The sequence below is a fragment of the Motiliproteus sp. SC1-56 genome, from assembly GCF_017309075.1.
In the GTDB taxonomy this organism is placed as follows: Bacteria; Pseudomonadota; Gammaproteobacteria; order Pseudomonadales; family Balneatricaceae; genus Motiliproteus.
Genome location: NZ_JAEMGS010000002.1, coordinates 1 through 11,201 on the forward strand (window position 1 = coordinate 1; position 11,201 = coordinate 11,201).

General features: G+C 58.4%; 11 protein-coding genes. 2 read left to right on the top strand and 9 right to left on the bottom strand.

Annotation, left to right across the window (positions count from 1 at the left end; all coding sequences use genetic code 11):
- Positions 1 to 186: 186 nt before the first annotated feature.
- From JGZ97_RS01875 to JGZ97_RS01885, 3 genes are read right to left on the bottom strand one after another with little or no spacing between them, the layout of a single operon-like run.
- Positions 187 to 1,122, bottom strand: a complete 936-nt coding sequence (locus JGZ97_RS01875) for a zinc dependent phospholipase C family protein (RefSeq protein ID WP_207060909.1) — start codon at positions 1,120 to 1,122, stop codon at positions 187 to 189.
- Positions 1,123 to 1,135: 13 nt separating this feature from the next.
- On the bottom strand, positions 1,136 to 1,798 hold the full coding sequence (locus JGZ97_RS01880) for a glycerophosphodiester phosphodiesterase family protein (RefSeq protein ID WP_207060910.1): 663 nt from the start codon (positions 1,796 to 1,798) through the stop codon (positions 1,136 to 1,138).
- Positions 1,791 to 2,540 (bottom strand): hypothetical protein, encoded by a 750-nt coding sequence (locus tag JGZ97_RS01885; protein ID WP_207060911.1) that lies wholly within the window; start codon positions 2,538 to 2,540, stop codon positions 1,791 to 1,793. Before JGZ97_RS01885 ends, JGZ97_RS01880 begins: the two co-directional genes overlap by 8 nt.
- A gap of 511 nt (positions 2,541 to 3,051) precedes the next feature.
- Here JGZ97_RS01885 and JGZ97_RS01890 point away from each other — a divergent pair.
- Positions 3,052 to 4,194: a low temperature requirement protein A gene (locus JGZ97_RS01890; RefSeq protein WP_207060912.1), complete on the top strand. Its 1,143-nt coding sequence runs from the start codon at positions 3,052 to 3,054 to the stop codon at positions 4,192 to 4,194.
- A 196-nt stretch (positions 4,195 to 4,390) separates the two neighbouring features.
- Here the strand turns inward: JGZ97_RS01890 and JGZ97_RS01895 are convergent, their stop codons facing one another.
- From JGZ97_RS01895 to ald, 6 genes are all read right to left on the bottom strand, one after another.
- Positions 4,391 to 5,923 carry a sodium:alanine symporter family protein gene (locus tag JGZ97_RS01895; RefSeq protein WP_207060913.1) on the bottom strand — a complete coding sequence of 511 codons (1,533 nt, stop codon included), beginning with the start codon at positions 5,921 to 5,923 and terminating at the stop codon, positions 4,391 to 4,393.
- A gap of 187 nt (positions 5,924 to 6,110) precedes the next feature.
- Entirely contained in the window at positions 6,111 to 7,115 is a 1,005-nt protein-coding gene (locus tag JGZ97_RS01900; RefSeq protein WP_207060914.1) for a hypothetical protein, read from the bottom strand.
- A 148-nt stretch (positions 7,116 to 7,263) separates the two neighbouring features.
- The gene (locus tag JGZ97_RS01905) at positions 7,264 to 8,202 is read right to left on the bottom strand and encodes a D-2-hydroxyacid dehydrogenase (protein ID WP_207060915.1); all 939 of its coding nucleotides are present in this window, start codon (positions 8,200 to 8,202) and stop codon (positions 7,264 to 7,266) included.
- Positions 8,203 to 8,360: 158 nt separating this feature from the next.
- A complete protein-coding gene (locus JGZ97_RS01910) occupies positions 8,361 to 8,567 on the bottom strand; it encodes a cold-shock protein (protein ID WP_207060916.1) in 207 nt (68 codons plus the stop codon).
- Between the two features lie 242 nt (positions 8,568 to 8,809).
- On the bottom strand, positions 8,810 to 9,055 hold the full coding sequence (locus JGZ97_RS01915) for a hypothetical protein (RefSeq protein ID WP_207060917.1): 246 nt from the start codon (positions 9,053 to 9,055) through the stop codon (positions 8,810 to 8,812).
- A gap of 294 nt (positions 9,056 to 9,349) precedes the next feature.
- Positions 9,350 to 10,468 (bottom strand): alanine dehydrogenase, encoded by a 1,119-nt coding sequence (gene ald, locus JGZ97_RS01920; protein WP_207060918.1) that lies wholly within the window; start codon positions 10,466 to 10,468, stop codon positions 9,350 to 9,352.
- A 414-nt stretch (positions 10,469 to 10,882) separates the two neighbouring features.
- On the opposite strand from ald, the gene JGZ97_RS01925 reads away from it, so the two are divergent.
- On the top strand, positions 10,883 to 11,182 hold the full coding sequence (locus JGZ97_RS01925; protein WP_207060919.1) for a hypothetical protein: 300 nt from the start codon (positions 10,883 to 10,885) through the stop codon (positions 11,180 to 11,182).
- Positions 11,183 to 11,201: the final 19 nt, after the last annotated feature.

The window sequence follows — 11,201 nt, forward strand, 5'->3', positions numbered from 1 at the left end:
AGGGGTGAAAACTGAAACGACTGTGGTAACATTTTGCTCACGGCTGTAGCTGCGTGGAAGTAGGCTCGACACCAACAACCATAAGGCTTTCAGCCGTTTCTGTTTACCCCTTCATGAAAAATGCGGGCTAGAGAACGGCGGTTTCGTGCTGATGAAGACTCACGGCGGTTTTCGACAGGATGTTCATCAGACCTCGTTGTGAACAGTGGTGTCGAAGTGGCGCATATCAATGGCGCGGGATCTTTCCAAGCCGGTCTCGAGCGAGCGTCCTGTCGATATGCGCTCTTCGTCTAAAGCGGCGTTCAAAAATTCGATGCTGTCGCTGATGGACTTGTTAAGCAGGCCGTCGATGGTTGTCTCCAGCCACTCCCCGCTTTCAGGGTTTTTGTATCTGATTTCTTGGCCAAAGTCGTAGTGGGTGAATGCCCCGCATTTAAAGTACGACAGACTGAGAACGGTTTGGAGGGTCTGTGGCAGAAAGCCCCCGAACAAGGACAGGGCGCTAACCATGGCTCTGTTGCCATAGATTCGCCTGGCTAGCACGTAGTTCTTGAACGCGCTCTCTATCCAAGCCCACTCTATCCTGGTGTCTATTTCCGGTGCATCCAGTCCATCTGCCAGGACATTGCGGAGTTTGGCAAGGCCGCTGTTCACCATCTTGCTGAAGTTCAGTTCGGGGCTGAATTTCTTGTTCAGATAGTTATCCAGGGCCGACTCCAACTGCCGGTGTCGTAACTGCGCAACGGCCCTTCGATCGGGGTTCTGGTCGTAGTAATTTCCGGTGTGGTAGTAGATGTAGGGGTGGAAGTTGATGTCCGCATAGATATGACTGGCGACCCCTGTGGCGAAGGCGAGCAGGATGTCCTTCTGCCGGGATTTTTCGGATTTCTGAAGGATTGCCTTAACCAGGGAGTGGGTGTCCTCCTGATTGGAGCCATGCAGCTTGTCGGGAAGCGCTGATGCTTCTTTGGAGTCGCCGGTGAAGTAATAGAGCGCATCGTGAATGACCGCGCCTATCAGCAATACGTCCCGGTGTTCGTCCAGGTTGGTGATCTCGGGTGTGAGTCTGCCGCTTTTTAAAACTTGCTCAGCGGCCACCCAGTGAGTGATCTCTTTTGGCATCTCGCTGTTCCTGTCAAACTTCGTCAGTGAATATGCCGTGTAGACCGAGCGCTTCGGCGAGTCTGATCTCGCTGCGGTTGTTTACCGTCCAGGCGTAGACTTCAATTCCACCGGCCTTAAGCGTGTTGATGGTGTGTGCGCACACCGAGTCAAACCCGATGCCCGCCTGGTTCGCCTTGCAGGCATTGACAAGGTGGAGGGGGTCGATCGGGCAGCATTCAAACAGGGCCATGGTGGCCTGTGCAGGGTTCTGCCGCTTGGCCTCCAGAAGGGTCGAGTGGTGGAATGATGAAATGATGCAGCGATCTTCAATGCCATATTTTTCGATCGCATCCAGGGTGGCGCCGAGGGCGCGCTGATCGATCAGCTCAAGGTACATCCTGGTGCGTTTATCCCTGAGGTTATCGAACAGGTCATAAAGCGTCGGTACTTTTTCACCGTTGCTGAGCCGGCAGGTTTCGTCCAGCGCTTTGTAATCGTAATCTTTGACAAAGCCTTTTTGATTTGTGGTCCTGTCAAGCAGTTTGTCGTGCATCAGGACAGGCACATTGTCACGGGTGAGTTGAATGTCTGTTTCAATTGCCCAGGCATTGTTCTCCGCGCAGAATTTGATTCCGGACAGGCTGTTCTCCGGGTGAATGCTGGGGAAAAAACGATGCGCGATCCTTTTAAGCATGCTGAGTCCCCGCGATTATAATTTCCGGAGCGGCGATTAGCTCGTTTCTGCCGTTTTTGATCCAGTAATCAAACCAGGATTTGTACGTGAGGAACAACGCCTTGTTCAGCTCAGAGTTTGAATCTTTCTTGATGTAGATATAAGGCGTGGCGCCTCCAACCAAGCCTCCTCCGCTGAAGTGGGTAAAGCCAAGCAACAGATGTTCGTCATCGATCAGAAAGCCATGGATCACCGGGGGGGTGTTGTAGCTGTGCAGCTCGATGTCGATGGTCGTTTCTCCGGAGTCGATGGCTGACCTGACCGCCTCTACCGCCTTCCTGGCGGTATCACAACAAAGGTTGCTGCGCCCTTTGCAGACGCTCTCTATCAGCGGGTCACTGTAGTCGATGACAAGGCCCCGGTAGATGGTCTCCCGCTTGGTGATCTCTTCTTTGAAGGTATAGCGGAACATCGAACCGATGGTCTCCAGGTCAAGCCCGAAGTTGTCTATGCGCAGCGGTTTATGGCTCTCTTTTGACGACTCGAATATTTCAATTATTTTTGCTTTGGCAGCATCGACATTCGGCAATACGGCGTCGAACAGCAGGTTGCCGTTTTTGGTGACCTCCTGGGACTCCATGTTTTCAAGCTGCCTGGATAACGAAATTATCTTTCGCTGTTGGGTGATGAAGAAAACGGCGATTGATAGAACAACACCGGTGAGTGAAATGACGAGATCAATTCTTCCGAGATCTTCCCACATTGCTCAAACTTCCTACTTCTAGAATGGGTTTTATTTTTTAGGTTGTTTTTTGCCAACCCTTTTCTATCTGCCTATATGGGCTTCTTTTTTATGCGTGAATACGCTTGGGCAGTTTCCCGGCTACTTTAACACAGGATTTCGATTTTGTTATTCGCAGCGGATTGAGGGTAGCGTGGGGGGAGGGGCACTGAATGATTTCTGTTTTTTAAAATGTGCACCCATCATGGGATGCCGATCGTTACCGCTGCCGGAGTCGCATCGGGTGTTCACCAAGCGCCCAGGGCTTTTAGCGGTCGGACCGCGTTTGGAGGGCGCGTAGGCGGGATCGCCATCTAGATTCTTGCCCCTGGGTGGCGCCGCGCAGTGCCGGCGGCTATACCTTTGTCACCACCGGCCCTGTCACCACCGATGTTGCCACTGGCAACTGTCTGGCGCGGGGCGCGCCGCCCCTGAAAAATCACCAACTGCATGCCCCGGCTTGCTCCTCAGAGCGATACGCCCAGGAGTTAACATGCTGGTTTCCCTCTATAAAACCGAAGGCCGCCATGCGACCTGGTTGGAGCTTTTTTTCGACTTGGTTTTTGTGGCCGTTATCGGGGTGATCGCCCATGATCTCTCCCACACCCACGATGGCCACATTGGTGTTGAGCAACTGGTGCGGTTTCCGCTGGTGTTCGTTCCTGTGTGGTGGGTGTGGATGACCCATACGCTGTATGCCAACCGCTTTGATAACGACAGTCGTGAGCACCGCCTGTTCAGCCTGGCGATCATGGCCTTAATGGTGGTGCTCTCCACCTTTGCCGAAGACAGTCTGGACGCAGGTTTTACCCCCTTTGTGGTGCTCTATTGTCTGGTGCGGCTGATGCTGGCGTATCTCTACTGGACGGTCCATCGCCGCGCGGAAAATGATGACGTTTTTGCCAAGGATGTTGCGGTCGCGATTGCGGTGGGGGCGGCCGTCAGCGCGACTTCAGTGCTTTTTAGCGGCGCTGCCAAGTTCGTGGTTTTTTACGCGGGGCTGGTGATCGATGCCGGCTGGCAGATCGCTCTGCGTGATAAGCTCAATCTCAAGCCGATCGACCGGGGGCATTTCGTTGAACGCATCGGGTTGCTGGCCATTATTATCCTGGGTGAGTCGGTCATCGCGATGGTGGCCTCACTGGATCATGAGGTATGGAACCTGCTGGATATCGTCTCGGCGGTCACCGGCTTTCTGTTGATTGGTGCGATCTGGTGGATTTACTTCGATAGCTTTCCAAAGCTGGAGCGATCTACGCGGGTGACCACGGGCAACGTGCTTATCTTCACCCACCTGCTGCTGTGCATGGGGCTTTTGATTCTGGCCAATATGATCCGGCATGCCATCTTGGGAGACCTGAACAGGTCCACCTTTGGCTTGCTGGCGGTCACGGGGCTGTGCCTGTTTTACCTGGGCAAGCAAATACCTTACTGGTACGCCTTTCCACCCTGGCGGGGGGCGATCATTTCAAACACGGTGATCTGTGTGGGGATTACCGTCGCCAGCACGTTTTTGCCGAAACCGGAGTATTCGCTCGTGGGAATGATGGTTGGCATGCTGGTTTATGTGTGGCTGACGTTTAAGCGCATTCTCTCGGTCAACGTTGATGCCTACCTGGATGAGCATCACGGATAGGTTTTTCGGCGACCGTCGATGGGAGTGCAGCGTTGGCTGATAGCTTGCGCAGTCAACCGCGGCCGGGCACCGGGCGTCGGCAAGCCCACCTACCGCTGGACTGTTTGTGGGTTTCGGGCCGGGTGAAGGCCAAAAAAAAGAGCGGCCAGTGGCCGCTCTTTTGTCGTGACGTTGCCCTTGGGCTCGGTCTTGTTCCTTAGGCTTGGGCGGGGCTGGGCTTGAGGCTGCCCGCGGTCTCTTGCTCGGGGGCAGGCTGAGCCTTGCCGGTCCAGAAATCCGCGTTCTCGATGCCCAGCTTCTCCGGATCGAAGGTGAACTCGGTGACGCCGGCTTTCTGCTGCGCCTCGTAATCCTTCAGGGCCTTGAGGGCGGGCTTGGACATGAAGAAGATGATCACGATGCCGATGATGTTCAACCACGCCATCAGGCCGACACCCGCGTCGCCGAGGCCCCAGGCCAGGTCGGCGGTCTTGATGGCGCCGTAGAACGTGGCGGCCATCAGGGTGATCTTCAGGGCGACGGTCATGCCGGGAACCTCGAAAGTGCGCTTGATGTACGCCACGTTGGTCTCGGCGATGTAGTAGTAGGCCAGGATGGTGGTAAAGGAGAAGAAGAACAGCGCCAGGGCGATGAACGGCTTGCCGATTCCGGGCAGTACGCTATCCACTGCCATCTGGGTGAAGGCGGGGCTGTTGGCCGCAACATTGGCGGTCAGGTTCTGTACCAGGAAGGTCTCCTCGGGGCCGTGCACGTTATAGGCGCCGGTGATGAGGATCATCAACGCGGTGGCGGTACAGACGAAGAGGGTGTCGATGTAGACGGAGAAGGCCTGCACCAGGCCCTGCTGGGCGGGGTGCTGCACGGCGGCGGCGGCCGCTGCGTGAGGGCCGGTGCCCTGGCCGGCTTCGTTGGAGTAGACGCCGCGCTTGACGCCCCAGCCGATTGCCGCGCCCAGGCCCGCCATGGGGGTAAAGGCATCGCTGAGAATCATGGCGAAGATGCCGGGCAGTTGCTCGATATTCAGGGCCACGATGGTGCAGGCGGTGATGATGTAAGCCAGCGCCATAAAGGGAACCACGATTTCGGTAAAGCGGGCGATTCGCTTAACACCGCCGAAAATGATGAAGCCCAGTACCAGGACGATGGCGAGGCCGGAAACGATCTTGGCGGAGCTCAGCTCGCCCATGCCGGTCTGGATCATTTGGCCGGGTCCGAAGGCCATCTCCACGGCGTTGCCGATGCTGTTGGACTGAACGCCCGGCAGCAGCACGCCACAGGCGAGGATGGTCGCCAGAGCGAAGATCCAGGCGTACCACTTCTGGCCCATCGCTTTTTCGATGTAGTAGGCCGGACCGCCGCGGAACTCGCCGTCCCGCTCTTCCTTGTAGATCTGGGCCAGGGTTGATTCGGTGTAGGCGGTTGCGGCGCCCAGGAAGGCGACCACCCACATCCAGAAGACCGCGCCCGGACCGCCGAAGCCGATGGCGGCGGCGACGCCGGCGATGTTACCGGTGCCTACGCGGCCGGACAGGGAGACCGAGAGGGCCTGGAAGGAAGAGATACCGGTGTCGCCGCTTTTGCCGGAGAGGAGCAGGCGCCACATCTCGCGAAAGTGCCGTACCTGAACGAAGCGGGTAAGGATGGAATAGAAGAGGCCGGCGCCGAGGCACAGGTATACCAGTACCGGACTCCAAATGATGCCGTTGATAAAGTCAACCAACTCTTGCATGCGAAACTCCCTTTGATGATACGGGCGGGCGCGTTTGTTTTTGTGCTGCCCGCAGTGATAAAGCGCCGCATTATAGACAAAATCATAAAAAAATTGACAGAAATGCTCGAAAAAATTGACGAATTGCCTACGGGCGGCTGGAGAGCGGCGCGGGAGTCGGGCGCCAAGGGCCCGTGGTTGCGGCGGATCAGCGTTGGGCGCGGTCGTTCTGTTCTTTCAGCTCTTTCCAGCTGGTGCTGACAGGCGTGGTCAGCCATTTGATGAACAGGCGGAAGGTGGAGAGCCGCTTTTGCGGCGCTGGAGCGGCTTGGCTCTTGGCTGCTTGCGGTTTTTTAGGAGGGGCGGCGTGGGGCGGCTTTGGCGTGGCCGCTGCCTGGGCAGCAGGGGGGGGCGATTCGGGTGGAGATTGGGGGGCGGGGCCGGGCGTCGCTTCAGGCTTGGGTGTGGCAGGGATGGGCGTTTCGGCGGGCAGTTCGGAATCCACGACCACCACTTCAAACTTGCTGGGCAAATCTGCCACGGAGCCGCCGCGGGCCAGGTGCTCAAGGTTGGCCTGCATGGCTTGCTCCACCGCCACCAATTGCTGCTTCTGCTTGTCCGACAGGGCAGGGCTGCCCAGCAGGGCGCGGGTATCGTCGATAATGCTCTTGGCTTCGGCCTTGATCTGGGTGATGCAGTATTTTTCCTGCCGCCTTAGCACCTCGATGCGCTCGATCACGGTTTCCTGGGGAAACGGAAGCTTGAAAGCTTCGAGCATGACCCCGCGATTCTTAAGCAGGTAGCGCAGGGCAAGGGCGGTCTGGGTGCGTCGGTCGAAGTCGACGACCAGCTTCTTGAAACCTTCAAGGTCGAGCCCCTTGAGGGCCCCTTCCCGTAACTGGTGAAGGTCGAGCTGGGCGACTTGCGCCAGGTGTTCCACCGTTTTCTTAATGGTCGTCTCTGCCGAGGCGAGCCATTGGCGCAGCTCCTCGTCACTGAGGCGGGCGTGCTTTTCCTCAAAGGCGTGCAGGTTGCGTACGGTCTTGGAGGGGATTTCCTGGGACGGACGGGCGATCACGGAGAGGTCGCCCATCGCGGCCTGCTGGCTGTTGATGCTGGCGGCGATGGTGATGAGCTTTTCCAGGGCGGCGCGCTTGTGCGTCAGTTCGTTGAGCTGGCTGAACGCGTCGGTTTGGGTTTTCTCTGAACTCATGATCCGTTCCTGCATGCTGCACTACCGGCCGGGTCTGGGCCTGCTTTCCCCGGCAGCGACGGCTCCGGGCTAAAGCGTCGATATTACTACTGTTTGTGGGTGCTATCTAGAAACAGGTTAAGCGCATTTCCCGGCCAGCTGCGTCAAGTCAGTAACCGCGATCGAAGTCGACCTCATGCATCAGCGGCTCGCCGGCACGGTAGCGCGCCAGGTTTTCCAGGAAGATCGGGGTAATGTCCTCGGGGAAGCTGGGCGCGGCGGTGTGGGCGGTGAGGGTGACGCGCTCGGTGGTCCAGAACGGATGCTCGGGGGGGAGGGGCTCCTGGCGAAACACGTCCAGTACGGCGCCGCCCAGGTGGCCGTCGTTGAGGCTGTCGATCAGGGCGGCATCGTCAATCAGGTCGCCGCGGCCGACGTTGATTAACAGGGCGCCGGGCTTGAACTGCTCAAGTACCGATCGGTCCAGCAGGCCACGGGTGGCGGGCGTGCTGGGCAGGGAGGCGACGAAATAGTCCGCCTGGCTCACCATGTCGGCCAGTTGGTCGGGGGTGTAGTGCTCATCGACCTGCGGGAGGGGGCGTTGGGTGCGGGCGCAGCCCAGGGTGCGCATGCCGAACTGCTTGGCGGTGCCGGCCAGGTGCTGACCGATGCTGCCCAGGCCCAGCAGCCCCATGGTTTTACCGCGCAATGTCCCCGGGGCCACCGGTTGCCATCGTTGGCTGGCCTGGGCTCGACGCTGTGCGTCCAGTTTGCGTACGTGGGCCAGCAGGTGGGCGAAGACGTACTCGGACATGAGTGGGCCGAAAACACCTTTGACATTGGTCAGACGGTAGTGGCGCTCCGGCCGCTCGACCAGGGGCCTGACGCCGGCCCAGGTGGATTGAAGCCAGCGTAAACAAGGTAGATCCGGCAGGGCCTGGCTGGCGAGGTCCGGGTCGGCGAGCAGGAGAGTGAAGGTCTCGGGCCCGGCGGTGGCCTGGTCGGGATCGGTGCAGGTCGTCACCCGGAGATCCTCGGGTAGCGCGTCTGTGAGCAGCGCCTTGTAGCGGGCCGCCTGCTTGCTCAGAATAAGTAAGTGTTCAGCCATGGTTGTGGGTTGTTACAAAGAGGTTTGGAGGTGATCGAGGCGTTTTCGTCGTGCCATGCTTGGATTTTGGCTGCCGCTAGGCCACAAAAAAAGGCGCCTCGAGAGCGCCTTTTTTATCTTGCCGATCGGACTTTTTGTCCTATCGGTGCATCACGCCTTTAGATGGCAGTGATGTTCTCAGCCTGGGGGCCTTTCTGGCCTTGAGTTACGGTGAACTCAACGCGCTGACCTTCGGTCAGGGTCTTGAAGCCGGAGCCGGTGATCGCGCTGAAGTGGGCGAATACGTCGGGGCCGGACTCCTGCTCGATAAAACCAAAACCTTTAGCTTCGTTGAACCACTTAACGGTACCAGTAGTAGTAGACATATTAATATCCTGTAAAATCAGAAGTTTTTGCCATAAAAGGCGGGATTTAGCTGGAAGTCTTGCGATAACTTATGAAAAACAGGTCGAGCTACTAACTAGGGAAGGTCGAAATGGTGTACATAAATATAAGGCGTACTTTCAAGCTAAGCGCATACTATAGACGCTGTTCAGCCGGGTCAACAATTAATGCTCGATAGTGGTCAAGAAAATACAGCTTTGAGTCGGTGCAAGCCCTGAAGCACTCAGAGCTTCCCAAGGGCGGCCTGAAATTCCTCCATGCTGATTCCTGCCCGGGCCATCAGCCCCCGCATTTCCTTTAGCGAGCGTTCGCCTTTCTGTTTCAGCGTTCGCTGTTCTGCCTGCTCGCGGGCCTCTTCGATCAGCGCCTGCAGGTTGCGTTGAATACCCTCCAGCTCTTTGCGGCTGAGGTTGGTGCACAGGCTTCGCAGCGTGTCAGGATCTGTCAGGGGTAATAGGGAGTGGGACATCGTCAAATCTGAAAGTTAATGCGTGGAGAAAGAAAAGATCGATACGGCGATTGGGTTCGAGATGGTTAGCCTTGAACGGAGTGTCGGCTTGCCTGGTTACAACTTCGGCCATTATAGCTCAATAACGAGCGATACCGAACTGTCAGCCGGCAGGGTGGTGCGTTGTCCCGAAGGTCAAAAAGAAAGCACAAGGCTTCGTTGATGCGCGAAGCGGCGGGAGTGGAGAGAGCAGGGAACGCAGGTGTTTGCACCAGGGGCGGCTTCAGGCGCCCCTGGTGCAGCAGGTAGTCGGCGTTAGCCGGCCAGTGCCTCTTCGGCACGGACGTAGCTGTAGCCCAGGTCGCGTGCGACCGCCTCATAGGTGATCTGTCCCTTGTGGACGTTGAGGCCGTTGCGCAGGTGCTCGTCATCGAGCAGGGCCTGCTTGTAGCCCTTGTTGGCCAGAGCGATGGCGTAGGGCAGGGTCGCGTTGGTCAGCGCGAAGGTGGAGGTGCGGGCCACGCCGCCGGGCATGTTGGCGACACAGTAGTGGACCACGCCTTCTACCTCGTAGATCGGCTCCTGGTGGGTGGTGGGCTTGGAGGTTTCGAAACATCCGCCCTGGTCGATCGCCACGTCTACCAGAACCGCGCCGGGCTTCATCAGCTTCAGCATCTCGCGGGTCACCAGCTTGGGGGCGGCGGCGCCGGGAATCAGGACCGCACCGACTACCAGGTCGGCTTCGCGAATGCTGGTCTCGACGGTCTCGGCGTTGGAGTGAAGGGTCTTCAGTCCGGGGCCGTAAAGGTTGTCCAGCTCTTTGAGGCGGGGCAGGGAGCGGTCCAGGATGGTCACATCAGCGCCCATTCCCAGGGCCATGCGCGCAGCATGGGTGCCGACCACGCCGCCGCCGATGACCGCCACCTTGGCCGGGGCCACGCCGGGTACACCGCCCAGCAGGGTGCCGTTGCCGCCCTGGGCTTTCTCCAGGGCGTGGGCGCCGGCCTGAATGGACATGCGCCCGGCCACTTCGCTCATGGGGGCCAGCAGCGGCAGGCCGCCGCGGGCGTCGGTCACGGTTTCATAGGCGATGGCCACGGCCTTGGACTCGACCAGCAGCTCGGTCTGGGTGGGGTCGGGGGCGAGGTGCAGGTAGGTGAAGAGAATCTGGCCTTCGCGCAGCATGCGGCACTCGTTGGGCTGGGGCTCTTTGACCTTAATGATCATCTCGGCCTGGGCAAAGATCTCCTCGGCGGTGTCGACGATGCGCGCCCCGGCGGCCTCGTAGAGTTCGTTGGTCAGGCCGATGGCCTTGCCGCCGTCTCGCTGGATCAGGACCTGGTGGCCGTTGGCAATCAGTTCGCGGGCGCCGGCAGGGGTCAGGCCGATGCGATACTCGTGGTTCTTTATCTCTTTGGGTACGCCGATAAGCATTTTTATTCTCCTAACGAGTTCATTGGAATAATGTTGCTATCGTAGAGAATTAGCAGGAGAAAATGTTGGTTTAATTCGGATTTTGCTAGATTAAACGCTGGTTTTTCGGTGTTGATGCAGGTGATATTACTGGTTTGTGGTTGGGGGCTTGAGTCTGCTGCCTGCAAGCGCGGACAAGCGTTGAGTGCGTGGCTCAAGCCGCCTAGTATCACCTGCTTTAAGCATAGTCCGGTTCGTCGCGATGCTCCGTCCCCGATGCATGTGCCGAGGGCCGATGCTCTGGCGCTCACCTTGGGCTATTAATGGAGGAGACACCTAAAACCTGATGCGCCATGATCCCAGGCTTTTTGGTTCGGCATGGCATAAAGGCGAGGGCAAGCGGGTGCGAGTACGGATACGCAAAAGGAGCCTGCGATGGAAGGGATGAGGGTTGGCGGCCTGCTGGGCGCAGCGGTGATGGTCGCCTTGCTGGTCGGCTGCGACGGGCCGGCGGAAGAAGCCGGGGAAAAGCTGGATAAGACCCTAGAGGAAGCCTCCAGAGAGGTCGATAAGACCCGCAAAGAACTGAAGTCGGTGCGCGACGAGCTGAAAGAGGTCAAAAGGGAGCACGTACGGGCGCTGGAGGAGCTGGAGCAGGCTAAAGAGGCCCGGGATCAGGCGGTGGAGCTGCTTGAGCAGGTGCGTGATGGCGACGGTGCTGCGTCACCCGAATGACCTTCCCCGCGGGGCTGGC